At 71.0% G+C, this 25,158-nt stretch carries 21 protein-coding genes; 10 read left to right on the plus strand and 11 right to left on the minus strand.

Annotation, left to right across the window (positions count from 1 at the left end; all coding sequences use genetic code 11):
- Window positions 1-112: 112 nt before the first annotated feature.
- Complete coding sequence (locus tag ACFXDJ_RS10950) at window positions 113-2,404, minus strand: transglycosylase domain-containing protein (RefSeq protein ID WP_384663227.1); 2,292 nt, start codon at window positions 2,402-2,404, stop codon at window positions 113-115.
- Between the two features lie 386 nt (window positions 2,405-2,790).
- Between ACFXDJ_RS10950 and ACFXDJ_RS10955 the strand changes: the two genes are divergently transcribed.
- Window positions 2,791-3,141 carry a WhiB family transcriptional regulator gene (locus ACFXDJ_RS10955; RefSeq protein ID WP_356658480.1) on the plus strand — a complete coding sequence of 117 codons (351 nt, stop codon included), beginning with the start codon at window positions 2,791-2,793 and terminating at the stop codon, window positions 3,139-3,141.
- Window positions 3,142-3,200: 59 nt separating this feature from the next.
- Here the strand turns inward: ACFXDJ_RS10955 and ACFXDJ_RS10960 are convergent, their stop codons facing one another.
- Together ACFXDJ_RS10960 and ACFXDJ_RS10965 are read right to left on the minus strand one after the other, a co-directional pair.
- Window positions 3,201-4,523, minus strand: a complete 1,323-nt coding sequence (locus tag ACFXDJ_RS10960; RefSeq protein ID WP_384663229.1) for an ArsA family ATPase — start codon at window positions 4,521-4,523, stop codon at window positions 3,201-3,203.
- Window positions 4,520-5,500: an ArsA family ATPase gene (locus ACFXDJ_RS10965; RefSeq protein WP_384663231.1), complete on the minus strand. Its 981-nt coding sequence runs from the start codon at window positions 5,498-5,500 to the stop codon at window positions 4,520-4,522. Before ACFXDJ_RS10965 ends, ACFXDJ_RS10960 begins: the two co-directional genes overlap by 4 nt.
- An 84-nt stretch (window positions 5,501-5,584) precedes the next feature.
- Here ACFXDJ_RS10965 and ACFXDJ_RS10970 point away from each other — a divergent pair, with 84 nt between their 5' ends.
- From ACFXDJ_RS10970 to ACFXDJ_RS10985, 4 genes are all read left to right on the plus strand, one after another.
- The gene (locus ACFXDJ_RS10970; RefSeq protein ID WP_107089134.1) at window positions 5,585-5,749 is read left to right on the plus strand and encodes a DUF4177 domain-containing protein; all 165 of its coding nucleotides are present in this window, start codon (window positions 5,585-5,587) and stop codon (window positions 5,747-5,749) included.
- Window positions 5,746-6,216, plus strand: a complete 471-nt coding sequence (locus tag ACFXDJ_RS10975) for a RidA family protein (protein WP_384663233.1) — start codon at window positions 5,746-5,748, stop codon at window positions 6,214-6,216. The genes ACFXDJ_RS10970 and ACFXDJ_RS10975 overlap by 4 nt, the downstream gene beginning before the upstream one ends.
- 195 nt (window positions 6,217-6,411) lie before the next feature.
- Window positions 6,412-7,326 (plus strand): NUDIX hydrolase, encoded by a 915-nt coding sequence (locus ACFXDJ_RS10980; RefSeq protein ID WP_384663965.1) that lies wholly within the window; start codon window positions 6,412-6,414, stop codon window positions 7,324-7,326.
- Window positions 7,323-8,168 (plus strand): MBL fold metallo-hydrolase, encoded by an 846-nt coding sequence (locus tag ACFXDJ_RS10985; protein ID WP_384663964.1) that lies wholly within the window; start codon window positions 7,323-7,325, stop codon window positions 8,166-8,168. The genes ACFXDJ_RS10980 and ACFXDJ_RS10985 overlap by 4 nt, the downstream gene beginning before the upstream one ends.
- A gap of 27 nt (window positions 8,169-8,195) precedes the next feature.
- Here the strand turns inward: ACFXDJ_RS10985 and ACFXDJ_RS10990 are convergent, their stop codons facing one another.
- Window positions 8,196-9,017 (minus strand): nucleotidyltransferase domain-containing protein, encoded by an 822-nt coding sequence (locus tag ACFXDJ_RS10990; protein ID WP_384663962.1) that lies wholly within the window; start codon window positions 9,015-9,017, stop codon window positions 8,196-8,198.
- A gap of 142 nt (window positions 9,018-9,159) precedes the next feature.
- Window positions 9,160-9,834 (minus strand): Crp/Fnr family transcriptional regulator, encoded by a 675-nt coding sequence (locus ACFXDJ_RS10995; RefSeq protein WP_330297784.1) that lies wholly within the window; start codon window positions 9,832-9,834, stop codon window positions 9,160-9,162.
- Window positions 9,835-10,232: 398 nt separating this feature from the next.
- Between ACFXDJ_RS10995 and nth the strand changes: the two genes are divergently transcribed.
- The 3 genes from nth (at window position 10,233) to ACFXDJ_RS11010 (ending at window position 13,174) form a co-directional block, all read left to right on the plus strand.
- Window positions 10,233-11,051, plus strand: coding sequence for an endonuclease III (nth, locus tag ACFXDJ_RS11000; RefSeq protein ID WP_384652400.1), 819 nt, complete (start codon window positions 10,233-10,235; stop codon window positions 11,049-11,051).
- Between the two features lie 106 nt (window positions 11,052-11,157).
- Entirely contained in the window at window positions 11,158-11,958 is an 801-nt protein-coding gene (locus tag ACFXDJ_RS11005; protein ID WP_384652402.1) for an NUDIX hydrolase, read from the plus strand.
- A gap of 13 nt (window positions 11,959-11,971) precedes the next feature.
- The gene (locus ACFXDJ_RS11010) at window positions 11,972-13,174 is read left to right on the plus strand and encodes a MarP family serine protease (RefSeq protein ID WP_384652404.1); all 1,203 of its coding nucleotides are present in this window, start codon (window positions 11,972-11,974) and stop codon (window positions 13,172-13,174) included.
- A 325-nt stretch (window positions 13,175-13,499) separates the two neighbouring features.
- Here ACFXDJ_RS11010 and ACFXDJ_RS11015 read toward each other — a convergent pair whose 3' ends face one another.
- From ACFXDJ_RS11015 to ACFXDJ_RS11035, 5 genes are all read right to left on the minus strand, one after another.
- A complete protein-coding gene (locus ACFXDJ_RS11015) occupies window positions 13,500-14,459 on the minus strand; it encodes an alpha/beta fold hydrolase (protein WP_384652406.1) in 960 nt (319 codons plus the stop codon).
- A complete protein-coding gene (locus ACFXDJ_RS11020) occupies window positions 14,456-14,914 on the minus strand; it encodes a phage holin family protein (RefSeq protein WP_384652408.1) in 459 nt (152 codons plus the stop codon). Before ACFXDJ_RS11020 ends, ACFXDJ_RS11015 begins: the two co-directional genes overlap by 4 nt.
- A 65-nt stretch (window positions 14,915-14,979) precedes the next feature.
- Window positions 14,980-16,446: a Na+/H+ antiporter NhaA gene (gene nhaA / locus ACFXDJ_RS11025; protein WP_384652410.1), complete on the minus strand. Its 1,467-nt coding sequence runs from the start codon at window positions 16,444-16,446 to the stop codon at window positions 14,980-14,982.
- Between the two features lie 243 nt (window positions 16,447-16,689).
- Window positions 16,690-18,687 carry an acetate--CoA ligase gene (gene acs / locus ACFXDJ_RS11030; RefSeq protein WP_384652412.1) on the minus strand — a complete coding sequence of 666 codons (1,998 nt, stop codon included), beginning with the start codon at window positions 18,685-18,687 and terminating at the stop codon, window positions 16,690-16,692.
- A gap of 232 nt (window positions 18,688-18,919) precedes the next feature.
- The gene (locus ACFXDJ_RS11035) at window positions 18,920-21,250 is read right to left on the minus strand and encodes a SulP family inorganic anion transporter (RefSeq protein ID WP_384652414.1); all 2,331 of its coding nucleotides are present in this window, start codon (window positions 21,248-21,250) and stop codon (window positions 18,920-18,922) included.
- Window positions 21,251-21,484: 234 nt separating this feature from the next.
- Between ACFXDJ_RS11035 and ACFXDJ_RS11040 the strand changes: the two genes are divergently transcribed.
- Window positions 21,485-22,813, plus strand: coding sequence for a hypothetical protein (locus ACFXDJ_RS11040; RefSeq protein WP_384652416.1), 1,329 nt, complete (start codon window positions 21,485-21,487; stop codon window positions 22,811-22,813).
- Here ACFXDJ_RS11040 and ACFXDJ_RS11045 read toward each other — a convergent pair.
- Window positions 22,767-23,777 carry an ATP-binding protein gene (locus ACFXDJ_RS11045; protein WP_384652418.1) on the minus strand — a complete coding sequence of 337 codons (1,011 nt, stop codon included), beginning with the start codon at window positions 23,775-23,777 and terminating at the stop codon, window positions 22,767-22,769. The genes ACFXDJ_RS11040 and ACFXDJ_RS11045 overlap by 47 nt on opposite strands.
- Window positions 23,778-23,886: 109 nt before the next feature.
- On the opposite strand from ACFXDJ_RS11045, the gene ACFXDJ_RS11050 reads away from it, so the two are divergent.
- Window positions 23,887-24,735, plus strand: a complete 849-nt coding sequence (locus ACFXDJ_RS11050; RefSeq protein WP_384652420.1) for an oxidoreductase — start codon at window positions 23,887-23,889, stop codon at window positions 24,733-24,735.
- Window positions 24,736-25,158: the final 423 nt, after the last annotated feature.

The raw sequence follows: 25,158 nt of genomic DNA on the forward strand, positions 1-25,158 counted from the left end.
CGACCCCCACTACACACCCCAAACCACACCACAAAACACACCCGCCGGCGGCCCACACTCGCCGCACCTCCCGCGCCCCCCCCCCCTCCCCTTGTGTCTTGCCCGCCTACGTCTACTGCTCGCGGCCGCCGATGAGGCCCGGCGGGATGCTGATCCCGGGGAACGGGTTCGTCCCGCCCGCGTTGCCCGTGCCCCCTGCCGCCGTGGCTCCGGCCGCGGTGGCACCGCCGGCCGTCTGCTGGCCGCCGGGCTGCCCGTCACCGGGCTTGCCGTCGCGGCCCGGCTTGCCGGGCTTGTTGGGCTTGCCCGTGTTGGGCTTGCCGCCGGCGGCCGGGCTCGCGGAGTCGGGGATGTTCACCGTGGTGAAGCTCGGCGCCTCGCGGCCCGAGAGCGCGCCCGAGACCGCCTGCTTCCAGATCGGGCCGGGGAGCCCGCCGCCGAAGACCTTGTCGTAGTACTGGCCGCCGATGGTGATGTTCTCCATCGACACCTGCTTGGCGCCGCCGGAGCCGACCCAGGTCGCGCCGGCCATGTTCGGCGTGTACCCGACGAACCAGGCGTTGTAACGGCTGTCGGTGGTACCGGTCTTGCCCGCGCTCTGGCGGTCGGTCAGACCCGACTGCTGACCCGTACCCGAGTCGACCACGCCGAGCAGCAGCGTGTTGATGGTGTCGGCGGTCTTCTCGGTCATCGCGCGGTCGCACTTGGACTTCGGGACCGTCAGGGCCTTGCCGTGCGAGTCGGTGATCGACTCGATGGCGACCGGGGTGCAGTACACGCCGCGGTTGGCGAAGGTGGCGTAGGCGTTGGCCATGGTCAGCGGGGACATGCCCTCGGTGCCGAGCGCGATGGCCGGGACCTCGGGGAGCTTGGTGCCGTTGGCCGGGATCACGCCGAGCTTGGTGGTCATCTCGGTGACGGGGCACAGGCCCGTGTCGGAGATCATCTCCACGAAGTAGGTGTTGACCGACTTGGCCATCGCCTCCTTCATCCCGTACGGGCCGCGTTCGGACTCGGTCTCGTTCTTGACCTGGTCCTGGGCGGTGTTGACCCAGGGCTTGTCGCCGCAGGTCTGCACCGGGCTCGGGTAGTCCATCTCGTTCGGGGACGGGTACGACTGCGTCGGCGGCGTGCCGCGCTCGATGGCGGCGGCCGCGACGAACGCCTTGAAGGTGGAGCCGGTCGGGAAGCCGAAGTTCGAGCCGCCCATCTTCTTGTCCACCGAGAAGTTGATCTGCGTCTCGTTCTTGCCGAAGCCGTACGGCTTCGACTGCCCCATGGCCAGGACCCGCCCGGTGCCGGGCTGGACGAGGGTGACGGCCGTCGCGACCTTGTCGTCCTGGTCGACGTGGTCCTTGATGGAGTCGTTGACCGAGTCCTGGGACTGCGGGTCCAGGGTGGTGCGGACGGTGAGGCCGCCCTGGTTCCAGACCTTCGCCCGCTCCTCGCGGGTCTTGCCGAAGGCGGTGTCGTCCAGGAACGTGTTGCGCACGTAGTCGCAGAAGAAGCCGGCGCCCTTGACCGCGGTGATGCAGCCGTTCTTCGGCTTGGTCACCTTCAGCTGGATCGGCTTCAGCTTCGCCGCGTCCGCCTCCGCCTGCGAGACGTCCTTCATGTCGGCCATGCGCTGGAGCACGATGTTGCGGCGCTTCATCGCCTCCTGCGAGTCGTTGACCGGGTCGAACCGGCTCGGCGACTGCACGACGCCCGCGAGCAGCGCCGACTCGTCCAGGGTCAGGTCCTTGGCCGGCTTGCTGAAGTACCGGTGGGCGGCGGATTCGATTCCGTACGCCTGCTGCCCGAAGTAGGTGATGTTGAGGTAGTTCTCGAGGATCTTCTTCTTCCCGAGCTCCTCCTCGACCTGGATCGAGTACTTCAGCTCGCGGATCTTTCGCCCGAGGCTCTTCTCCTGGGCCTCGCGGACCTTCGTCTCGTCGTCGCCGGCCTCTTCGACGAAGACGTTCTTCACGTACTGCTGGGTCAGCGTCGAGGCGCCCTGCGCCGCGCCGCCCTCCTGCGCGTTGCGGTTGACCGCGCGCAGGATGCCCTTGAGGTCGATCGCCCCGTGCTCGTAGAAGCGGGAGTCCTCGATCGCGACGATCGCCTTCTGCATGTACGGGGAGATGGCCGTGAGGGGGACCACCTGCCGGTCACGCGAATAGACCGTGGCGATCAAGCCACCCTCGGAGTCCAGAATCGTGGTGCGCTGACTCAGTGGCGGGGTCTTGAGATTGGCCGGGATCTCATCGAATCCCTCGACCGTGCCCTTGGCCGCGAGTCCCAGCGCGCCTGCGCCCGGGATCGCGATGCCCGCGAGCACGACTCCGGAGAGAACGGACACACCGAGGAACTTGGCGGCCTGCTGTGGCCCCGTGAGCCCGCCGCCCGAGCGCTTCTTTCCCATGGAGGGCAGCCTACGTTCTCATTCGCCGGACACACGCGAATGCCTTGGCCTAAGCTGCCCTCAACTGTCACAGCAGTGTGGTGGGACATCAACCCCTCGGCTTGTTTTTCACCCTTCCCGAATGGGGTGGACGCATGTCCGAATCAAGCCCCCTGTGATCGCGTTGTGCCGCCGATTTCACCCAAATCGCCGGAATGGTCGGGCATGTCGCAGGATCACTCCGTCGGGTGATCTGCCGCTTACCCATAGTCCGTTCGGGCCATTCAAGATTGGGCCCGTCGGGGGTGTTGCACTGTGCCCGCCTTCCGTAACGTCCTCAACTGGCAGCGGTGAATATGCCGCTACCGCCGTGGGGGAGCCTCGATTCGGGAGAGGACGGCGCCGGGATGGGCTGGGTTACCGACTGGAGTGCGCAGGCAGCCTGCCGCACTACCGATCCGGATGAACTGTTTGTTCAAGGAGCGGCACAGAACAGGGCCAAGGCGGTGTGCACCGGATGTCCGGTGCGGACCGAATGCCTGGCCGACGCGCTCGACAACCGTGTCGAGTTCGGAGTCTGGGGCGGAATGACCGAGCGGGAACGACGTGCGCTGCTGCGCCGGCGTCCCACCGTCACCTCGTGGCGGCGACTGCTCGAAACCGCCCGTACGGAGTACGAGCGCAGCACAGGCATCCTCACCGTGGATGTCGACGGGGAGATCGGCGTCCCGTACGAGACCTACGCGGCGGCCGGGTAGATCACCCGCGCCATCCCGCGTACGGACCCGCCCCCGGCCAGGGGGCAGCGTACGGACGCCTACGCTCCGGCCGGTACCCCGGTCGCGAGTCGCTCTCCGATGGCCCGCAGCCCGGCGAGGTCGTGCACATCGCCGGGCAGGGCGGCCACTTCGGACACCGCCACTTCGGGGTGGAGCGAGGTGAAGCGGTCGCGCGTGCGCTGTTCGCGCGCGATCACCTGCATGCGCTCGGCGTGCAGGCGCAGCAGCCCTGCCGTGATCTCGTCCACATCGGCGTTCGCAGCGGCGTCCGCGTCGGCGTCTACATCGGCGTCCCCGCCGTCGTCCGTGTCCGTGTCCGCGTCGTCTTCGGTATCGGCGTGGGAGGGGTCACGAAGTCCAGCTTTCCCGGACTCCTGATCGACAATGCCGGGCTCTTCAAGATTCTCCGCGGCGGCCAACGCCCGCTCCGCGGAGAGCTGGTCGGCGCCACTACCGTGCACCCGGTTCAGTACGAGCCCGGCCAGCGGCATCTTCTCCGCGGCCAGCCGCTCGACGAAGTACGCCGCCTCGCGCAGGGCGTCCGGTTCGGGCGCGGCGACGACGAGGAAGGCCGTACCGGGGGCCTGGAGCAACCGGAAGGTCGCGTCCGCGCGGGTGCGGAAACCGCCGAACATGGTGTCCATGGCGGCCACGAAGGTCTGTACGTCCTTCAGCAGCGAGGCACCCATCAGCTTGCTCAGCGTGCCCGTCATCATCGACATGCCGACATTGAGGAACTTCATCCCCGCCCGGCCGCCCACCTTCGCCGGAGCCATCAGCACCCGGATGAACTTCCCGTCCAGGAAGGACCCCAGGCGCCCCGGCGCGTCCAGGAAGTCCAGCGCGGACCGGCTCGGCGGCGTGTCCACGATGATCAGGTCCCAGTCGTCCCTGGCCCGGAGCTGCCCCAGCTTCTCCATCGCCATGTACTCCTGCGTGCCCGCGAACCCGGCCGACAGGGACTGGTAGAAGGGGTTGGCGAGGATGGCCTGGGCCCGCTCCGGATCCGAGTGGCCCTCGACGATCTCGTCGAAGGTCCGCTTCATGTCGAGCATCATGGCGTGCAGTTCGCCGCCGTCCGGGCCCTTGACGCCCTTCACCTCGCGCGGGGTGTTGTCGAGCGAGTCGATCCCCATCGACTGGGCCAGCCTGCGCGCCGGGTCGATGGTCAGGACGACCGCCTTGCGCCCGCGCTCCGCCGCCCGCACGCCGAGCGCCGCCGCGGTCGTGGTCTTGCCGACCCCGCCGGAGCCGCAGCACACGATGATCCGGGTCTGCGCGTCGTCCAGCAGCCGGTCGACGTCCAGCCTCGGCGGCGTGCCCACGCCCGCGCTCACGGCCCCGCTCACGGCCCCGCTCATTCCTCGCCCACCTGCTTCCGCAGCTCCGCGGCGAGCCCGTAGAGCCCGGCCAGGTCCATCCCCGTGCCGAGCAGGGGGAGTTCGTACGTCGCCACGTGCAGCCCCTCCAGAACGGTCCGCTGGGCGCGCTCCAGCTCCACCCGGCTCGCGTGCTCCGCGGCCTGCGTGAGCAGCGGGTCCACCAGCCGCTCGGCCAGCCCGCCGCGCCGGGACCCGCCCAGACCGGCCCGGGACAGCGCCTTGGCCACGTCCGCGCGGCGCTCCCCGGCGGCGGCGCGCAGCGCGCCCTCGTCGAGGTGGTGCGGCCGGACCATGTTGATGACGACCCGCCCCACGGGCAGCCCCGCGGCCTCCAGTTCGGCGATCCCGTCGGCCGTCTCCTGCACGGGCATCTCCTCCAGCAGGGTGACCAGGTGGACGGCCGTCTCCGGGGACTTGAGCACCTTCATGACGGCCTGCGCCTGATTGTGGATCGGCCCGAACCGGGCCAGGCCGGCCACCTCGTCGTTGACGTTCAGGAAGCGGGTGATCCGCCCGGTCGGCGGAGCGTCCATGACCACGTGGTCGTAGACGTACCGCCCGGCCTTGTCCTTGCGCCGCACCGCCTCGCAGGCCTTGCCGGTCAGCAGCACGTCCCGCAGCCCCGGCGCGATGGTCGTCGCGAAGTCGATGGCGCCGAGCTTCTTGAGGGCGCGGCCGGCCGAGCCGAGCTTGTAGAACATCTGGAGGTAGTCGAGCAGCGCCCGCTCCGCGTCGATGGCGAGCGCGAACACCTCGCCGCCGCCCGAGGCGACGGCGATCTTCCGCTCCTCGTACGGGAGCGCCTCCGCGCCGAAGAGCTGCGCGAGGCCCTGCCTGCCCTCGACCTCCACCAGAAGTGTCCGCCTGCCCTCGCGTGCGAGGGCGAGCGCGAGTGCCGCGGCGACCGTGGTCTTGCCGGTGCCGCCCTTGCCGCTGACCACCTGGAGCCTGCTCACAGGGCCCGAGCCTAATTCCTCCGTCCCCGTGACGGTGGGGGCGGGGGGCCGGGGCGCCGCGCGCCAGGCATTACGCTCGCCTCCATGACCAAGAAGTTCGAATACGCGACCGTCCCGCTGCTGGTCCACGCCACCAAGCAGATCCTCGACACCTGGGGCGAAGACGGCTGGGAGCTCGTCCAGGTCGTGCCCGGCCCGAACAACCCCGAGCAGCTCGTGGCCTACCTGAAGCGCGAGAAGTCGGCATGAGCGCCACCGAGGCCAAGCTGGCCGAACTCGGCCTGACCCTGCCGGACGTGGTGCCGCCGCTGGCCACGTACCAGCCTGCCGTCCGGTCGGGCGCCTACGTGTACACCGCGGGCCAGCTCCCGATGGTCAAGGGCAGCCTGCCGGTCACCGGCAAGGTGGGCGCCGAGGTCTCGGCGGAGCAGGCCAAGGAACTGGCCGCGACCTGCGCGCTCAACGCGCTGGCCGCGGTGAAGTCCGTGATCGGCGACCTCGACAAGATCGCGCGTGTCGTCAAGGTCGTCGGCTTCGTGGCCTCGGCCCCCGACTTCACCGGCCAGCCGGGCGTCCTGAACGGCGCGAGCGAGCTGCTGGGCCAGATCCTCGGCGACCGCGGCGTCCATGCGCGCAGCGCGGTTGGCGTGGCGGTCCTCCCGCTGGACGCGCCGGTCGAGGTGGAGATCCAGGTCGAGCTGGTACCGGGAGCCTGATCCCTGCTCGAACGCCGGCGGACATCCAGCCCCGCCCGGGGGTCCCCCCGGGCGGAGCCTGGGGGAGTTTGAGGCGCGGGGTCCGGGGCGGAGCCCCGGGAGCCTCGGGCGCAGCCCGCCCCCGCTCCCCCCTTCTGCGGCGCCCGCCACCTGGTGCCCCTCGAACATCGGGCCGGATGCCCGTAGCATCCCGCCATGCCGAATGGTCAGAACGGTCAGCAAGAGCCCCCTGCCGGAGGCCAGTGGTACCCGCCGGAGTGGCCCGACCGCATCCGCGCGCTCGCGGACGGTTCGCTCACCCCGGTGGCACCGAAGCGCGCGGCCACCGTGATGCTGCTGCGCGACACCCCCGCCGGCCCCACCGTGCACATGCTCCGCCGCCGCGCCTCCATGGCCTTCGCCGGCGGCGCGTACGCCTACCCGGGCGGCGGAGTGGACCCCCGCGACGAGGACCACCTCATCGCCTGGGCCGGCCCGGCGCGTACCGTATGGGCCGAACGGATGGGCACCGACCCCGCCACCGCCCAGGCGATCGTCTGCGGAGCCGTCCGCGAGACCTTCGAGGAGGCCGGGGTGCTGCTCGCCGGCGAGTCCGCGGACACCGTCGTCGGCGACACCACCGGTGAGGACTGGGAGGCCGCCCGCGCGGCCCTCGTCGCCCGCGAGCTGTCCTTCGCCGAGTTCCTCGACCGCCGCGGCCTCGTGCTCCGGTCCGACCTGCTCGGCGCCTGGGCCCGCTGGATCACCCCGGAGTTCGAGCCGCGCCGCTACGACACCTGGTTCTTCGTCGCGGCCCTCCCCGAAGGCCAGCGCACCCGCAACGCCTCCACCGAGGCCGACCGCACGGTCTGGATCCGGCCCGCCGACGCCGCCGCCGGGTACGACAAGGGCGAGCTGCTGATGATGCCGCCGACCATCTCCACCCTGCGCTCCCTGGAGCCGTACGCGGCCGCTGCCGAGGCCCTCGCCGCGGCCGCCGCGCAGGATCTGACCCCCGTCCTGGCCCGGGCCGCCTTCGAAGACGGCGAGCTGGTGCTGAGCTGGCCCGGGCACGACGAGTTCACCAAGCGCGTCCGCCTCGGCGGCCGGGCCTCAGGAGCCTCCGCATGACCGACGCCGCCGCCCTGCCCGGCCAGCCCCGTGGAACGGTCGTCTCCGGGCCCGCCACCGCCCGCGCGGTGAACGTCCTGGCCCCGAACGCCTCCGCGATGACCCTCGACGGCACCAACACCTGGCTGGTGTCGGAGCCCGGCTCCGGCCTGGCCGTGGTCATCGATCCCGGCCCGCTGGACGACGTACACCTGCGGGCGGTCATCGACACCGCCGAGCGGGCCGGGCAGCGGGTCGCGCTCACCCTCCTCACCCACGGGCATCCCGACCACGCGGAGGGCGCCGCCCGCTTCGCCGAGCTGACCGGTACGAAGGTCCGCGCCCTGGACCCCGCGCTGCGCCTCGGCGACGAGGGCCTGGCCGCCGGGGACGTCATCCGCACCGGAGGCCTGGAGCTGAGGGTGGTCCCCACCCCCGGCCACACCGCCGACTCGCTCTGCTTCCACCTGCCGGCCGACCGGGCGGTCCTGACCGGCGACACGGTCCTCGGGCGCGGCACCACCGTCGTGGCCCACCCCGACGGGCGCCTCGGCGACTACCTCGACTCCCTGCGCCGGCTGCGCTCCCTGACCGTTGACGACGGGGTCCACACGGTGCTCCCGGGCCACGGGCCGGTCCTGGACGACGCGCAGGGCGCCGTCGAGTTCTACCTCGCCCACCGCGCCCACCGCCTCGCCCAGATCGAGACGGCGGTCGAGAACGGCCTCACCACCCCCGAGGCGGTCGTCGCCCACGTCTACGCGGACGTGGACCGCTCGCTGTGGCCGGCCGCGGAATGGTCCGTCCGGGCGCAGCTCGAATACCTCCGGGACCACGGACTGATCCCGGGCGGGCCCGAATGACGTCCCTCTAGGCCCGGTCCAGGAGCCCTAGGTCCGCTCCGCACCCTCCGGGCGCGGCGTCTTCGTCCCGAGCCGGGCCGTGTACTCGTCCGCGAGCCACGGCCCGAGGTCCTCGACGTACGCACGCACGACGGCCGGGTCGTCCACGGGGTCCAGCGCGGCCGCGGCCGCGGCCCGCATCTGCGCGGCGCGCGCGGGGTAGTACTGGCCGAAGATCTCCGCGGACTCCACGAGGTCGCTGGTCCAGCCGCCCCACCGCGGCATGACCAGCGTGAACCCGGTCCGCACCAGGTGCCGGGAGAGGCCCCTGCACAGCTTCCGGTACTCCTCGGGCGTGGCGGCGGCCCGCACCCGGGCCCGCCACTTGGGCAGGAGGACGGCCAGGTCGCCGTTGGTCTCACGGGCCAGCAGGCTGTCGGGGCGGTAGCGGGGGAGGTGCTCGGCCAGGTCGGCGCCGAGCAGCGGGGTGCACAGGCAGGCGAGGAACCAGCCCAGGTCGTGGCGTTCCGGCTCGCTCAGCAGGGTGTCCCTGCCGTACAGCAGGATGCCGACCCCGTCGATCACCGGGAAGTCCTCGTCGAGCCCGCGCGCGAGCACCTCGGCGGTGTCGCGGTCCTCGCCGGTGGGCTCGCGGTGCAGGGCGAGCAGCAGGTCCAGGTCGGAGCGCCCGGGGCGGGCGGTGCCGCGGGGTAGGGAGCCGTACAGGTAGGCGCTGTGCAGCCGCCGCCCGTAGGCCTCGGCGATCCGCTCCCGCGCGGCGGCCACGAGCCCCCTGAACTCCCCCTGCACCTGCCCGAGCGACCCCTCGCGCTCGAAGTACCCGTACGCGTCCAGCCCTCTGTGCTCCATGGCCCCACTGTGCCCACATCCAGCCCCGCCCGCGTTTGAGGCGCGGGGGCGCGGGGGCAGAGCCCCCGCAACGGCGCAGCACCGGGCACGCCAAAGGGGCCCCGCCCCATGGGCAGGACCCCTCAACCGGCTCAGACGAGCGTCAGCGAGACCGCTTCGCCAGTCGCTCGACGTCCAGCAGGATCACCGCGCGGGCCTCCAGGCGGAGCCATCCGCGTCCCGCGAAGTCGGCCAGGGCCTTGTTCACGGTCTCGCGCGACGCGCCGACGAGCTGGGCCAGCTCCTCCTGCGTGAGGTCGTGCACGACGTGGATGCCCTCTTCCGACTGCACGCCGAAGCGGCGCGACAGGTCGAGGAGCGCGCGGGCGACACGGCCCGGGACGTCCGAGAAGACCAGGTCGGACATCTGGTCGTTGGTCTTGCGCAGGCGCCGGGCCACCGCGCGCAGCAGCGCGGTCGCGACCTCGGGCCGGGCGTTCAGCCACGGCTGGAGGTCTCCGTGGCCCAGGCCCAGGAGCTTGACCTCGGTCAGCGCGGTCGCGGTGGCGGTGCGCGGGCCCGGGTCGAAGAGCGACAGTTCGCCGATCAGCTCACCGGGGCCGAGGACGGCCAGCATGTTCTCGCGGCCGTCGGGGGAGGTGCGGTGCAGCTTCACCTTGCCCTCGGTGACGACGTAGAGCCGGTCGCCGGGGTCGCCTTCGTGGAACAGTGCGTCACCGCGCGCGAGGGACACCTCGCCCATGGAGGCGCGGAGCTCCGCGGCCTGCTCGTCATCGAGCGCCGCGAAGAGCGGGGCACGCCGCAGTACGTCGTCCACGAGTCTCTCTCCTATGTCGACCAGCCAGGGGATCGCTCCCCCATTTTGCCGGACGGCTCAAACAGTGCGATCAATCACGTTCATCACAAGGATGCCGGACGTACGGGTGTGCTGTGCGGCGAGAGGCCGATCGGGGTGGTGTTACCTGAGGTCCGGGGCGGTCCTCGGCGCTCGGCCCCGACCCCGCCGGGTGTCCAACAGGCCGGTGGGAGCACAGGCCAAGGGCTCCGGCGGAGTGACGGGCAGCCTAAATTCAGCCGTGGGCGAACATACCCTGCCGAAGGTCCCCGTGGAGTCGCCACTCACCTCCCAAGGCAAAGAATCGGCCAAGAAACCCGTTTAGGGGGCAAGGTCAAGTCCGGCCACGGGCGGCGCACGGTCCGGCGTAGCCTTCGGGGATGGCAGAGAGCAAGGTCAAAAAGGCCGGGAAGGCCGGGGCGAAGCCGGAGAGCCACCTGGCGATGGTGCGGCGGGCGCGCAGGATCAACCGCGAGCTCGCGGAGGTCTACCCCTACGCCCATCCGGAGCTCGACTTCCGCAACCCCTTCGAGCTGCTGGTCGCCACCGTCCTGTCCGCGCAGACCACCGACCTGCGCGTGAACCAGACGACCCCGGCCCTGTTCGCCGCCTACCCGACCCCCGAGGACATGGCCGCGGCCGACCCCGAGGCGATGGAGGAGCTGATCCGGCCGACCGGGTTCTTCCGGGCGAAGACCAAGTCCCTCCTCGGCCTCTCCCAGGCCCTGCGCGACGACTTCGGCGGCGAGGTCCCGGGCCGGATCGAGGACCTGGTGAAGCTCCCCGGCGTCGGCCGAAAGACGGCCAACGTCGTCCTCGGCAACGCGTTCGGGGTCCCCGGGATCACCGTCGACACCCACTTCGGCCGCCTCGTGCGGCGCTGGAAGTGGACCGAGCAGGAGGATCCGGAGAAGGTCGAGGCGGAGATCTGCGCGATCTTCCCGAAGAGCGAGTGGACGATGCTCTCGCACCGCGTCGTCTTCCACGGCCGCCGGATCTGCCACGCCCGCAAGCCCGCCTGTGGCGCCTGCCCGATCGCCCCGCTCTGTCCGGCCTACGGGGAGGGCGAAACCGACCCCGAGAAGGCGGCGAAGCTGCTGAAGTACGAGAAGGGCGGCCAGCCGGGCCAGCGCCTGAGCCCGCCCCCGGACTACCCGGGCCTCCCGGCCCCGGCGAAAGCCAGCCCCGCCGGCGTTTGAGGCGCGGGGTCCGGGGCGGAGCCCCGGCAGCGGAGCCGCACCCGCAAGGAACGAATCGCTACCCGCACCGCGTTTGGCCGTGTGGGGAACACGGACAGGGGTGCCCATGACGCGCGGAACGCGGGACGAGAGCGTGGCGGAGGCGGCCACGCCCCCGAAGCAGGGCCAGGGCCGGCGCGAGGCCCCGTACGGGAGCCGGCACGAGGCCTCGTACGGGACCGCGCGCCCCGGCGGCGCCGGGAGCACCGACCTCTCCGTCCACGGGCTCCCCGCCTGGCTCGACCCCGTCGTGACGGCGGCGCGGACGGTCCAGCCCACGCAGCTCAGCCGCTTCCTGCCGCCCGAAGACGGCCGCGGCCGCCAGTCGGCCGTGCTGATCCTCTTCGGCGAAGGCCCCCGCGGCGCCGAGCTGCTGCTCATGGAGCGCGCCGGGAGCCTGCGCTCGCACCCCGGCCAGCCCTCCTTCCCCGGCGGCGCCCTCGACCCCGAGGACGGCGACCCGCACACCACCGGCCCGCTGCGCGCCGCCCTGCGCGAGGCCGAGGAGGAGACCGGGCTCGACCCGGCGGGGGTCCAGCTCTTCGGGGTGCTGCCCCGGCTCTACATCCCGGTCAGCGAGTTCGTGGTGACCCCGGTGCTGGGCTGGTGGCGGGCCCCCAGCCCGGTCGGCGCCGTGGACCCGGCCGAGACCGCCCGCGTCTTCACGGTTCCCGTGGCCGATCTCACGGATCCGGCGCACCGGGTCACCGTCGTCCACCCGGGCGGCTTCCAGGGCCCGGCTTTCACCGTCGAATCGGCTCTGGTCTGGGGTTTTACCGCCGGAGTGATCGACCGGATCCTGCATTTCGCGGGCTGGGAGCGCCCCTGGGACCGGTCCCGGGAAGTCCCGCTCGACTGGAGCGCATGAGACGGTGGCCCACGTGAACGTGCTGGACATCTTGCTGCTGCTCGCCGCCGTATGGTTCGCGATCGTGGGCTACCGCCAGGGGTTCGTCGTCGGCATCCTGTCGGTGATCGGCTTCTTGGGCGGTGGCCTCCTCGCCGTGTCCCTGCTGCCCCTGATCTGGGACCGGGTCACCGACAAGGGCGCCCAGGCGTCCACCACGGTCGTGGTCATCGCCGTCGTCGTGATCATCATCTGTGCCTCGATCGGCCAGGCGCTGACCACGCACCTGGGCAACAGGCTCCGGCGCCACATCACCTGGTCCCCGGCCCGCGCGCTCGACGCGACGGGCGGCGCCCTGGTGAACGTGGTCGCGATGCTGCTGGTGGCCTGGCTGATCGGCTCCCTGCTCGCCGGTACGTCACTTCCCACGCTGGGCAAGGAAGTCCGCAACTCCAAGGTGCTCTTCGGCGTCTCGCGGGTCCTTCCCGCGCAGGCGAACACCTGGTTCTCGGACTTCAGCTCCACCCTCGCCCGCAACGGCTTCCCGCAGGTCTTCAGCCCGTTCTCCAACGAGCCGATCACCGAGGTCAAGGCGCCCGACCCGCTGCTCGCGCGCAGCCCCGTGGCCGAGCAGGCCAAGCGCTCGATCGTGAAGGTCGTCGGCACGGCGCCCGCGTGCAGCAAGGTGCTGGAGGGCACCGGCTTCGTCTTCGCGCCGGGCAAGGTGATGACCAACGCGCACGTGGTCGGCGGGGTCGGCGAGCCGACCGTGCAGGTCGGCGGCGAGGGCAGGCTCTACGACGGCAAGGTCGTGCTCTACGACTGGGAGCGCGACATCGCCGTCATCGACGTGCCGAAGCTGAAGGCGCCCGCGCTGGAGTTCACCGAGAAGGGCGCGGCGAGCGGCGGTGACGCGATCGTCGCCGGCTTCCCGGAGAACGGCTCGTACGACATCCGCTCGGCGCGCGTCCGCGGCCGGATCAACGCCAGCGGCCCGGACATCTACCACCGGGGCACCGTCCGACGGGACGTCTACTCGCTGTACGCGACGGTCCGCCAGGGCAACTCCGGCGGCCCGCTGCTGACGCCCGAGGGCAAGGTGTACGGGGTCGTCTTCGCGAAGTCCCTCGACGACCCCAACACCGGTTACGCCCTGACGGCGGACGAGATCCGCGACGACATCCGGACCGGGAAGACGGCCGACCGGCGGGCCGACAGCCAGGGCTGCGCCCTGTAGGTCCCACCGGAGCGGCCGGGTCTACGTGCGCTGGTGCCTCAGGCGGGCGGAGACCCAGCGGGCCCGTCGGCGCAGGATGCGCGGAATCCCCAGTCTGGGGTCGTGGCCGCTCTGGCCGTGCCCCCTGTGCGTGCCCGGCGTGCTCGTCGAGCGGCGTTCGTGTGCGGTGTCACCGTGGTCGTGCGTCCAACCCATACTCCGAGCTGTGCCCGGGGCCCAAGGTCGGTAATCGCGTTGGGGGCGGCCAATTGGCCTATGCGCCAGGCAATTGAATGCTTGTCATATGAATCACTCGCGCGAAGCGCCCGCATGAACCGCCCACGGCCTAGCGGTCCGGCTCGGGATCCTTCAGCCAGTTGACCAGCTCGGTCGAGAAGGCCGTCGGGTCCTCCTCGTGCGGGAAGTGCCCCAGCCCGTCGAACAGCCTCCAGCGGTACGGGGCTTCGACGTACTCCCCGGACCCCGCCGCACTCCGCGTCCGCATCACCGGATCGAGCGAGCCGTGCAGGTGCAGCGTCGGCACCCGCACCGGCCGCTTCATGCGCCGGTTGAACTGGAGCCCGTCCGGCCGGGCCATGGACCGCATCATCCAGCGGTACGGCTCGACCGAGCAGTGCGCGGTGGACGGGATGCACATCGCCCGCCGGTACACCCGGAGGTCCTCCTCCTCGGGCAGCCGGGGCCCGGACCAGTCCCGGATCAGCTCCCCGACCAGCGCCCCGTCGTCGGCGACGAGCTGCCGCTCGGGCACGAAGGGCCGCTGGAATCCCCAGATGTGCGAACTGGCGCGGGTCTGCCCGAAGTCGGACAGCATCGCGGAGCGCCAGCGGCGCGGGTGCGGCATGGAGGAGACCACCAGCCGGCGCACCAGCTTGGGCCGCATCACGGCCGCCGTCCAGGCGAGGTAGCCGCCCAGGTCGTGCCCCACGAGGGCGGCGTCCGGCTCGCCGAGGGACCGTACGACCCCGGTGATGTCGAGCGCCAGGTTGGCCGGGTCGTAGCCGCGCGGGGTGCGGTCGCTGCCGCCCACCCCGCGCAGGTCCATCGCGACCGCGCGGTACCCGGCGTCGGCCAGCGCGGTCAGCTGGTGCCGCCAGGTCCACCAGAACTGCGGGAAACCGTGCAGCAGCAGCACCAGCGGCCCGTCGCCGACCTCGGCGACGTGGAACCGGGCCCCGTTGGCCGCGACGTCCCGGTGGAGCACCTCGCGCCCGCCGGGGATGGCGAGCCGTACCGCGGAGGCGGTGGTGGGAGGTGTGCCGGGGTCCGCGGAGGGCGCTGTCATGAAGACGAGCGTGCCACACCCACGGCCTGGTCACTGACCGAGCGGGCGTGCGGCTTGACCGTGCCCACGAGGGTCGCCGTCTCCTTCACGGAGGCGATGGTCTTGGTCGGAGGCTTGATCTTCTTGAACTTCACCACGGCGAGCACTCCGACCAGCACCGCGAGCAGGCAGAACCCCAAGCCGACGTAGAGGAAGGACAGGGCGAGCCCGACGCCGAGGTTATGGATCCCGTACGCCGCGGCGAAGCTGAACACCGGCAGAGAGAAGAGCAGCAGCACGCCCGCGACGATCGCGGCGCCGCTGCCGATGCCCGCCCGCTTGACGTCCTGACGGATCTCCACCTTCGCGAGGGCGATCTCGTCGTGCACCAGGGCGGACATCTCGGCGGTGGCCGAGGCGACCAGCTGACCGAGTGTGCGCTCGGCTCCCGGGGCCTCTTGGTCCACTGCGCTCATCGCTCTCTCCCTTTGTCGTCCGTCGGCGACGGCTGTCCTCCGTCGCTGTCCTCCGTCAGGTCAGATCATGCCGGACGGCTGCCCTCGGCGCTGGACCCGCCCGCCGCTTCGGCCGCCGCTCGGTCCGCCGTTTCGCCCGCGACGGCCGCCGCGACCGTGGCCGCCTCGGCCTTGCGCAGGTGCTCGGCGGCCTTGGCCTCGTAGATCTTCGCCATCCGCAGGTGGTAGTCCGGCTTGTCCTGCTCGTAGATGTCCGGGATGCCGTCGAGGTCCTCGTCGCGCTCCTCGTCGTCGGTGAGCGCCTTGTACTTGCGGTTGCGCATCTTGAGCATGGTGCCCGCGAGGACCGCCGCGATGAGCGAGCCGATCAGGACGGCGGCCTTGACCTCGTCGGTGAGGACCGGGTCGTCGGTGAAGGCGAGTTCGCCGATCAGCAGCGAGACGGTGAAGCCGATGCCGGCGAGGGAGGCGACGGCGAAGACGTCCGGCCAGGCGAGGTCCTCGTTCAGTTCGGCCTTGGTGAAGCGGGCGGCGAGCCAGGTGCCGCCGAAGATGCCGACCGTCTTGCCGACCACGAGTCCGAGGACCACGCCGAGGGTCTCGGGCCGGGTGAAGACCTGGCCGATGGACTCGTCGGAGAGGGAGACGCCGGCGGAGAAGAGCGCGAAGAGGGGGACGGCGAGACCGGCCGAGAGGGGCCGTACGAGGTGCTCGATGTGCTCGCCGGGGGAGTGCTCCTCGCCATCCTTGCGGTGGCAGCGCAGCATCAGGCCCATGGCGACACCGGCGATGGTGGCGTGGACCCCGCTGTTGTACATCAGGCCCCAGATCGCCAGCGCGAGCGGGAGGTAGACGTACCAGCCGCGGACGCCCACGCGCAGCAGGAACCAGAAGAGGACCAGGCCGGCGACCGCGCCGCCGAGCGCCAGGAAGTTGATCTCGCTGGTGAAGAACACCGCGATGATCATGATGGCGAACAGGTCGTCGACCACGGCCAGGGTCAGCAGGAACGCGCGCAGCGCGGACGGCAGCGAGGTACCGATGACGGCGAGGACGGCGAGCGCGAAGGCGATGTCGGTGGCGGTCGGAACCGCCCAGCCGCCGGTCGATCCGTCGCCGAGCACGTTGACCAGTACGTAGACCAGCGCGGGCACGGCCATGCCGCAGACGGCGGCGATCACCGGGAGGGCGGCCGCCTTGGCGTCGCGCAGGTCGCCCGCGACGAGCTCGCGCTTGAGCTCGATGCCGGCGACGAAGAAGAAGACGGCGAGCAGGCCGTCGGCCGCCCAGTGCTGGAGCGAGAGGTCCAGGCCGAGGGAGGCGGGGCCGATGTGGAAGGAGCGGACGCTGTCGTAGCCCGCCGAGATGGCCGGGACGTTCGCCCAGATGAGGGCTGCGATCGCGGCCACGAGGAGCAGTACGCCGCCGACCGTCTCGGCGCGCAGGGCGTCGGCCACGAAGCGGCGCTCCGGCAGCGAGAGGCGGCCGAGGAACTTGCGGCTCTGGTTGTCGGTGGGGCTGGGCGCGGCCACGGGTGGCACCTCCGGGGTGGGTTGGACGGCATGACGAAGCACGTTGCCGACCAGACTTCCCGGCGCACCCTGTGGAGTAATTATTTACGTTTCTCATACTTTACAGGGCGTAGGCAAGGGTGCATCCGGCGATCATCACTTTATGCGCGAAAGGGGCATCCGGCGCGTCGCGCCGAATGCCCCTTCCCGCCGTGTCCTACGGGTCCTGCGGGTCCTGCGGGTCCTACGGGTCGTGCCGGGACCTCAGTCCTCGCTGCCGGCGGCCGGTAGCTTGCTCTGGATCAGGTCCATGACCGAGGAGTCCGCGAGGGTGGTGACGTCACCGACCGCGCGGTTCTCGGCCACATCGCGCAGCAGTCGCCGCATGATCTTGCCCGAGCGGGTCTTCGGCAGCTCCTGCACCGGCAGGATCCGCTTCGGCTTGGCGATCGGGCCGAGTGTGGCACCCACGTGGTTGCGCAGCTCCGCGACCAGGGTGTCCGTCTCGGAGGCGCTGCCGCGCAGGATGACGAAGGCCACGATGGCCTGGCCGGTGGTCTCGTCGTTCGCGCCCACGACGGCCGCCTCGGCGACCGAGGGGTGCGAGACGAGGGCCGACTCGACCTCGGTGGTCGAGATGTTGTGGCCGGACACCAGCATCACGTCGTCCACGCGGCCGAGCAGCCAGATGTCGCCGTCGTCGTCCTTCTTGGCACCGTCGCCCGCGAAGTACTTGCCCTCGAAGCGCGACCAGTAGGTGTCGATGTACCGCTGGTCGTCGCCCCAGATGGTGCGCAGCATCGACGGCCACGGCTCGGTGAGGACCAGGTAGCCGCCACCGCCGTTCGGGACCTCGTTCGCCTCGTCGTCCACGACGGTGGCGGCGATGCCGGGCAGGGCGCGCTGCGCCGAACCGGGCTTGGTCGCGGTGACCCCCGGCAGCGGCGAGATCATCATCGCGCCGGTCTCCGTCTGCCACCACGTGTCCACGATCGGGCAGCGGTCGCCACCGATGTGCTTGCGGTACCAGATCCATGCCTCGGGGTTGATCGGCTCGCCGACCGAGCCCAGGACGCGAAGGCTCGACAGGTCGAACTTCGCGGGGATGTCGTCGCCCCACTTCATGAACGTGCGGATCGCCGTGGGCGCGGTGTAGAGGATCGTGACGCCGTACTTCTGCACGATCTCCCAGAACCGGCCCTGGTGCGGGCTGTCCGGCGTGCCCTCGTACATCACCTGGGTGGCGCCGTTGGCGAGCGGCCCGTAGACGATGTAGGAGTGCCCGGTCACCCAGCCGATGTCGGCCGTGCACCAGTAGACGTCGCTCTCCGGCTTCAGGTCGAACACCGCGTGGTGGGTGTACGAGGCCTGCGTGAGGTAGCCGCCGGAGGTGTGCAGGATGCCCTTGGGCTTACCCGTGGTCCCCGAGGTGTACAGGATGAAGAGCGGGTGCTCGGCGTCGAAGGCCTGCGGCGCGTGCTCGGCGCTCTGCCGCCCGACGATCTCGTGCCACCAGACGTCGCGGCCCTCGGTGAAGTCGGTGTCCTGGCCCGTGCGCTGCACCACCAGCACGTGCTTGACCTGCGGACACTTGCCGACGGCCTCGTCGATGGCGGGCTTCAGGGCGGAAGGCTTGCCGCGGCGGTAGCCGCCGTCGGCGGTGATGACCAGCTTCGCGTCGGCGTCCTGGATGCGGGAGGCCACGGCGTCGGCGGAGAAACCGCCGAAGACCACGGAGTGCGCGGCGCCGACCCGGGCGCACGCGAGCATCGCGATGACGGCCTCGGGGATCATCGGCAGGTAGACGGCGACGCGGTCGCCGGCCCGTACGCCCAGCTCGGTCAGGGCGTTGGCGGCCCTGGAGACCTCGTCCTTGAGCTCGGCGTAGGTGATCGCGCGGCTGTCGCCGGGCTCGCCCTCGAAGTGGATGGCGACGCGGTCGCCGTTCCCGGCTTCGACGTGGCGGTCCACGCAGTTGTAGGCGACGTTCAGCTTGCCGTCCGCGAACCACTTCGCGAAGGGCGGGTTGCTCCAGTCGAGCGTCTCGGTCGGCTCGGTGTCCCAGCTGAGCCGCCGCGCCTGCTCGGCCCAGAAGCCCAGCCGGTCCGCGTCGGCCTGGGCGTACGCAGCCTCTGTCACATTGGCAGCGGCGGCCAGGTCGGCAGGAGGAGCGAATCGGCGCTCTTCCTTCAACAGGTTGGCCAGGCTTTCATTGCTCACGACATCTCCCTTTCCCAGGGTGTCCGTTGTGTCCCCGGGCATAGCTCATCAGTCAATGGCCCAGGTGACAAGGGGTTGCCGGAAATTGGTGTAGACCTATTATTCGGCTGGGCCGACGCACGAGTGGCCCCATCCCGCGGCAGGGGCGCGGAAAGGGGCCACTGAGTGGCACGGATACGGGAGGGTATCGGTTCATGCGTCCGGCGGAGCGCAGTACGCCCCGGTAGGACCATGGCGGCTCCGGTCGGTCCCGGTCCGGCGCGGTCAGCTGGGGTCAGCCGCGCAGCGACTCCGCGTAAACGGTGTCGAAGACCCGGCAGTCGAAGAAGTCCTCGCCCTCCGAGAGCAGATACGCCTGGGCCTCGCCGACGTGGAAGTACATCCCGTGCAGCTCCAGCGTGCCCTCGGCGAGCCGCCGGGCCACCGATTCGTGGGCCCGTAGATGCTCCAGTTGCTGCACCACATTGGTCAGGCACAGCTGCTCCACGGCGTCCGCCGGCAGCCTGCCCGAGATCCGGGCCCAGGCGTGATGGCGGCTGGCCATCCGCTCCAGGCTGGGCAGCCCGTGCCGCAGCCAGCGCCGCAGCGGGGTCATCGGGGCCCCCGGCGAGGAGTTGAGCAGCGCCTGCATGGCCCCGCAGCCCGAATGCCCGCACACGGTGATGCTGTCGACCTGGAGGACGTCCACCGCGTACTCGATGGCCGCCGCGACCGAATCGTCCGTGGACTCGGCGCCGGGGAGCGGGACGAGATTGCCGACGTTGCGGACGGTGAACAGGTCCCCGGGGCCGCTGGCCGTGATCATGCTGGTCACCAGGCGGGAGTCCGCGCAGGTGAGGAAGAGCTGGGAGGGCCGCTGCCCCTCACGGGCCAGCCGCGCCAGCTCGTCCCGCACGTGCGGCGCGGTGTCCCGCTGGAAGGCGCCGATCCCGTTGGCCAGTTGACCGGCGCCACGCCTGCGGGGAGTGCTCGGGGCGGCGGGGACGGGGGCGGGCGCGACGGCCGTACGGGGTGTCGTGGCCCGGTGGTCGCAGTGGTTCTGCCACGGCGTCCAGGGCCGGCAGCAGTGGTGGTCCCCGGGCTGCTCACCCCGGTGGGCCCGCTCCGCGTGCCCGGACCGCTGGGCCCGCTCGGCTTCGGCGATCCTGGCCCCGGACCGGCCGGTGACCTCCAGCGAGCCCCCGTTGGCCAGGTGGGAGGTCTGCCAGTCCTGGAGCGTCTCGTAGGCGGCGTGGTCGATGAAGGAACCGTCGAGCTCGATGACCGCGTGCCCGTCGTGCGGGATCTGGTTCAGCACCCGGCTCAGCCGAGGCACCGCGAGGAAGGTCAACTGGCCGCGCGCCCACACCCGGTGGACCCCGCTGTCGAGCTGTTCGATGGTGATCCGGGTCCGGGCGAGGCGGTGCAGGGCCAGGCCCACGGCCACCGCGATGCCGATGGCTACGCCCTCCAGCACCCCGCCGAGCACCACGGCCGTGATCGTGGTGACGTAGACCAGGATTTCGCGCTGCCGGGTGACCGTGCGCAGGTGCGTGGCTCTCACCATCTGCACGCCCACCGCCAGGACGAGCGCTGCCAGCGCCGCGAGCGGGATCAGGTCGAGGGCCGGGACGAGCAGCCCGGCGGCGAGCAGGACCCAGAGCCCGTGCAGCATGACCGACCGGCGGCTGACGGCCCCGGACTTGACGTTGGCCACGCTGCGGACGGCGCCGCCCGCGACGGGCAGTCCGCCCAGTGCCCCGGAGACGATGTTCGCCACGCCCTGGCCCCGCAGTTCGCGGTTGAGGTCGGCCCGCGCGGGGCGGTCGCCCGTCCGTCGCTCGGTGGCGATCAGCTTGTCGGTGGCCACCGCGGAGAGCAGTGATTCCACGCTGCCGACCATGGTGATGGTCAGCACGGCGGCGATGATGCCGAGGACCGGCCCCTCGGGAAGTTCGGGGAGCGCGTGGCCGCTCCAGGACGGCAGGTCCACCCGGGGCAGGGTCAGTCCGGCGAGGGCGGCGAAGACCGTGGCGACGGCGACGGCGGCGAGCGCGGCCGGCACCTTGCGCAGCGCCAGGCCCACCCGGCCGGGCAGCCGGGGCCAGCCGAACAGCACGGCCAGCGTGAGCACGCTGACACCGAGCGCGGCGGGATGCAGTTCGGCCAACTGGCCGGGCAGCCCTCGGACATTGGCCAGGGCCGAGCTCTGCGGGGTGCCGCCGAGCACGATGTGCAGCTGGGCCAGCGCGATCGTCACGCCGATGCCCGCGAGCAGGCCCTGGACGATGGCCGGGCTCACCATCAGCGCGGACCGGGCGGTCCGCAGGGCGGCGAGGCCGAGCTGGCAGCAGCCGGCGAGCACCGTGATGGCACAGGTGGTGCGCCATCCGTAGTGCTGGATCAACTCGGCGGTGACGACCGTGAGTCCGGTCGCGGGTCCGCTCACCATGAGCGGGGTCCCGCCGAGCCGCCCGGCCACGATCCCGCCGACCGCCGCGGCCACGAGCCCCGCCTGGAGCGGGGCGCCGGTGGCCAGGGCGATGCCGAGGGAGAGCGGCAGGGCGATCAGGAAGACGGCGAGGGAGGCGGAGAGGTCGGCGGAGAGGTTCTTGGTGACTTTCATAGGTCCCGTCTCCTCGGGGGAGGGGTGAAGCGGCGGGAGTCTCAACACTCGGTAAATGAACGGTAATGGAGAGTAAAGGCCAGTGGTAGGTAATACGGGCAAACGGCCTAGGAATTAGCGCTCAAGAGTGATTAAGCATTTAGTCCGGCTTGTCACACCTTCCTAAAAACGGACCGCATGGGACGTTGCGGCGCGGAAGTCCTGCGACGGAACAGCGAGGGAAGAGGTGTGCGGATGACAGCCACGAAGAAGGCCGCCAAGAAGAAGATCGCGGGCGGTGTGGTCGCCGCGGCGCTGGTCATGGGAGTGGCCGGGTGCAGCACCTCGGAGCCCGCCCGGCAGCCGTCACCGGGAGGCCAGGCGGCCAAGAAGGGCCCCGCCGCCCCGGAAGCCCCGGCCCCGGGCAGCGTCAACCAGCTCATCGGCGACGGCTCGACCGCCTACACCGGGCGGCAGCCGAACGTGACGAAGCCGGAGAAGCTGAAGCCGGGCGAAAAGCCGCCGCAGTTCGTCGTCTATTCCTGGGACGGGGCGGGCGAGGACAGCCAGAAGCTCTTCTCGCATTTCCGTGAGGTCGGCAAGAAGTACAACGCCCGCATGACGTACTTCCTCAGCGGCGTGTACATGCTCCCTGAGGAGAAGCGTTCCCTCTACACGGCGCCCCAGCACTCCGCGGGCCGCTCCGACATCGGCTTCGGCGATCCCCAGGGCATCAAGGACACCGCCACCCAGGTCCGCGCGGCCTGGCTGGAGGGCAACGAGATCGGCACCCACTTCAACGGCCACTTCTGCGGCCCCGACGGCGGCGTCGGCACCTGGTCCGTCGACGAGTGGAAGAGCGAGATCAACCAGGCGAAGTCTTTCGTCAAGAACTGGAAGACCAACTCGCCGGACCTCAAGGGCATGGAGGCCCTGCCCTTCGACTACGACAAGGAGATGATCGGCGCCCGCACCCCCTGCCTCGAAGGCCAGAAGAACTTCATGCTGGCGGCGAAGGACATGGGCTTCCGGTACGACTCCAGCGGGATCAGCAAGCAGATCTGGCCGAAGAAGACCGACGGCCTCTGGGACATCCCGCTCCAGCTGGTGCCCATGCCGGGCCGCGCCTTCGAGACGCTCTCGATGGACTACAACTACCTGGTCAACCAGTCCGGTACGACCACGCAGGGCGACCCCTCCCAGCACGCGTACTGGGGTGAGCAGATGCGCGAGGGCCTGCAGAAGGCCTTCGAGCGGACCTACCAGGGCAACCGTGCGCCGCTGATCATCGGCAACCACTTCGAGTCCTGGAACGGCGGCACCTACATGCACGCCGTCGAGGAGTCCATCAAGACCATGTGCACCCAGAAGGAGGTCCGCTGCGTGCCGTTCCGCGAGCTGGCGGACTGGCTGGACGCGCAGGACCCGAAGACCCTGGAGTGGATGCGCACCCTCGACGTCGGCGAGGCGCCGAAGGAGGGCTGGAACAAGTTCCTGACGGCGGGGCCGCCGGCGAAGCCGGCCGCCCCCGCCGGGGTCAAGCCGGCTGCGGAGCCGGCCGAAGCGAGTCAGAACGAGGACTGAGCAGCTCCCGTAGGACGAAACCGGGATCGACCTGCTCCGCCAGGTCGATCCCGGTCTTCGCGTTGCCCCAGCTCTCCGCGTTGCGCAGGTGGAAGTGGACCATCTGCTCCGTGTACCGCGTCCAGTCGCGATGCGCGTAGGAGTCGTCCGCCGCGTCCTGGAGCGACTGCAGGGCCAGCCGGTTGGTCGCCTCCAGCAGCTCGAAGGCGGCCGGCCGGCCCTTCTCCATCGCCCGCACCCAGTCCGAGTGCCCGACCGTGACCAGCAGGTCGTCGCCGGCCTCGTCCTGGAGGAACTCGATGTCCTCGGGGCCCTGCACCTTGTTCCCGACCACCTTGAGCGTGATCCCGAAGTCCCGCGCGTACTCCTTGTACTGGCGGTAGACGGAGATGCCCTTGCGGGTCGGTTCGGCGACCAGGAAGGTCACGTCGAAGCGGGTGAACATGCCGGAGGCGAAGGAGTCCGAGCCGGCCGTCATGTCGACGACCACGTACTCGTCCGGTCCGTCCGCCAGGTGGTTGAGGCAGAGCTCGACCGCGCCGACCTTGGAGTGGTAACAGGCGACCCCCAGGTCGGACTCGGTGAACGGCCCCGTGGCCATCAGCCGGACGGGCTCCCCGTCGAGCAGCAGCGTGCGCGCGCAGGCCTCGTAGACCGGGTTGTCCTCGTCGACCCGCAGCAGTCGCGAGCCGGTGCCGGGCGGGGTGGTCTTGATCATGGTGTCGGCGGACGCGATGCGCGGGTTGGATCCCCGCAGGTAGTCCTTGATGAGGGGCAGGTGCGCGCCCAGCGCGGGCAGCGCGGCCGCCTCGTCGTCGCTGAGCCCGAGCGCGGCGCCCAGGTGCTGGTTGATGTCGGCGTCCACCGCGACGACCGGAGCTTCATTGGCGGCGAGGTGGCGGATGAAAAGGGAGGACAGCGTGGTCTTGCCGCTGCCGCCCTTCCCCACGAAAGCGATCTTCATGTTCACAAAGCGTAGTGGGTCAGTGGCTTTGTGTTGCATCCCTGAGTGAAGAAGACCACTCCAAGGAGGGGTCGGTGCTATGGGGAAGCAGTGCGTAGGCTCCCTACTTATGAGTAGCACTTCTGCTTCCGGGCCCGCATCCGCCGCCGACCCACTCGCCCCGTTGGGTGCCCTCCCGGGCGTCGCCGAGTCGGTGGACTCCGTACGCAAGGCCGTGGACCGGGTCTACGGCCACCGTGTCATGCGCCGCCGCTCGGGGGCGATCGCCTCGGAGGCCGCCCTGCGCGGCGCGCGCGGCAGCGCGGCCCTGTCGGGGGCCGACTGGGCACTGGAGGAGGTCCGCCGGCGCAGTGACTTCAGCCAGGACCCGGAGGCGCGCACGGTGGGCGCCGCCCTGCGCCTGACGGCCGAGGCGGGCCAGCTGCTGAGCATCTGGCGGCAGTCTCCGCTACGGGTCCTGGCGCGGCTCCACCTGGTGGCGTCGGGCTCCACGGCCGAGGGCGACGTGGTCGGCCGCCCGCGACTGGCGGGCGAACGCGTCGACGAGCCGCTGCTCGGCCACGTCCCCGCCCCGGACGCCGAGGAGGTGGCGGGCCGGCTGGACGGACTCTCCCGCTTGATCATCGCGGGCGGCTCCGCCCCGGCGCTGATCACGGCGGCGGTGGTCCACGGAGAACTGCTCGCCCTGCGCCCGTTCACCTCGTACAACGGCCTCGTGGCGCGGACGGCGGAACGGATCGTGCTGATCAACAGCGGCCTGGACCCGAAGGCGATCTGCCCGGCGGAGGTCGGCCACGCGGAGCAGGGCCGGGAGGCCTACCTGGAGGCCTTCGAGGGCTACGTCTCCGGGACCCCGGAGGGGATGTCGGCCTGGATCGCGCACTGCGGCCGCGCGATCGAGCTCGGAGTCCGCGAATCGACGGCGGTCTGCGAGGCGCTCCAGCGCGGCGCGGCCTGAGGCGGGTTTACTCCGGACATGGGTTGCGGCGACACCGTACTGCTCTGGTGTCGCCGCTGGCACTTGCGCCCAGTTACCAAGCGTCCTCGATAGTTGCCCATCAGGTCGGGGACTTTGCCCGTTACCTGGTGCGGCTGGCCCGTAATCGACGGGTCGACGTCGCGTGGGTGCTCGGCGTTCATGCTTCGGTCCGTGGGCCTTACTGCGTTTGAAAGATGATCCTCTCGGATGTTCTTTGGTCTCGCGGGCCGTTGACTCCTTTGTACTCCGCTTCGGACCCGAGCGAAACCCCTGGCCACATTTCTTTGCTTTCCATCGGATCTCCACCCATACCGGACACCTGCCATCGCCGCAGGTCACCCGCCTGCGCGCCGAGGTCGGCGCGGGCCCGCGCCCTGCTTCCATCCCGCCCGGAGCCTCCAG

Origin of the sequence: Streptomyces sp. NPDC059443, from assembly GCF_042750105.1 — a bacterium.
Classification (GTDB): Bacteria; Actinomycetota; Actinomycetes; order Streptomycetales; family Streptomycetaceae; genus Streptomyces.

What these genes read in the sequence shown, in the direction of transcription:
- ACFXDJ_RS11005 (WP_384652402.1), top strand. Translation starts at nt 11,158, where the DNA reads ATGACGCGCGGAACGCGGGACGAGAGCGTGGCGGAGGCGGCCACGCCC.
- ACFXDJ_RS10970 (WP_107089134.1), top strand. Translation starts at nt 5,585, where the DNA reads ATGACCAAGAAGTTCGAATACGCGACCGTCCCGCTGCTGGTCCACGCC.
- ACFXDJ_RS10985 (WP_384663964.1), top strand. Translation starts at nt 7,323, where the DNA reads ATGACCGACGCCGCCGCCCTGCCCGGCCAGCCCCGTGGAACGGTCGTC.
- ACFXDJ_RS11045 (WP_384652418.1), bottom strand. Translation starts at nt 23,777, where the DNA reads ATGAAGATCGCTTTCGTGGGGAAGGGCGGCAGCGGCAAGACCACGCTG.
- ACFXDJ_RS10975 (WP_384663233.1), top strand. Translation starts at nt 5,746, where the DNA reads ATGAGCGCCACCGAGGCCAAGCTGGCCGAACTCGGCCTGACCCTGCCG.
- acs (WP_384652412.1), bottom strand. Translation starts at nt 18,687, where the DNA reads ATGCCCGGGGACACAACGGACACCCTGGGAAAGGGAGATGTCGTGAGC.
- ACFXDJ_RS11035 (WP_384652414.1), bottom strand. Translation starts at nt 21,250, where the DNA reads ATGAAAGTCACCAAGAACCTCTCCGCCGACCTCTCCGCCTCCCTCGCC.
- nth (WP_384652400.1), top strand. Translation starts at nt 10,233, where the DNA reads ATGGCAGAGAGCAAGGTCAAAAAGGCCGGGAAGGCCGGGGCGAAGCCG.
- ACFXDJ_RS11020 (WP_384652408.1), bottom strand. Translation starts at nt 14,914, where the DNA reads ATGAGCGCAGTGGACCAAGAGGCCCCGGGAGCCGAGCGCACACTCGGT.
- ACFXDJ_RS11040 (WP_384652416.1), top strand. Translation starts at nt 21,485, where the DNA reads ATGACAGCCACGAAGAAGGCCGCCAAGAAGAAGATCGCGGGCGGTGTG.
- ACFXDJ_RS11050 (WP_384652420.1), top strand. Translation starts at nt 23,887, where the DNA reads ATGAGTAGCACTTCTGCTTCCGGGCCCGCATCCGCCGCCGACCCACTC.
- ACFXDJ_RS10980 (WP_384663965.1), top strand. Translation starts at nt 6,412, where the DNA reads ATGCCGAATGGTCAGAACGGTCAGCAAGAGCCCCCTGCCGGAGGCCAG.
- ACFXDJ_RS10955 (WP_356658480.1), top strand. Translation starts at nt 2,791, where the DNA reads ATGGGCTGGGTTACCGACTGGAGTGCGCAGGCAGCCTGCCGCACTACC.
- ACFXDJ_RS10990 (WP_384663962.1), bottom strand. Translation starts at nt 9,017, where the DNA reads ATGGAGCACAGAGGGCTGGACGCGTACGGGTACTTCGAGCGCGAGGGG.
- ACFXDJ_RS10950 (WP_384663227.1), bottom strand. Translation starts at nt 2,404, where the DNA reads ATGGGAAAGAAGCGCTCGGGCGGCGGGCTCACGGGGCCACAGCAGGCC.
- ACFXDJ_RS10960 (WP_384663229.1), bottom strand. Translation starts at nt 4,523, where the DNA reads ATGAGCGGGGCCGTGAGCGGGGCCGTGAGCGCGGGCGTGGGCACGCCG.
- ACFXDJ_RS11015 (WP_384652406.1), bottom strand. Translation starts at nt 14,459, where the DNA reads ATGACAGCGCCCTCCGCGGACCCCGGCACACCTCCCACCACCGCCTCC.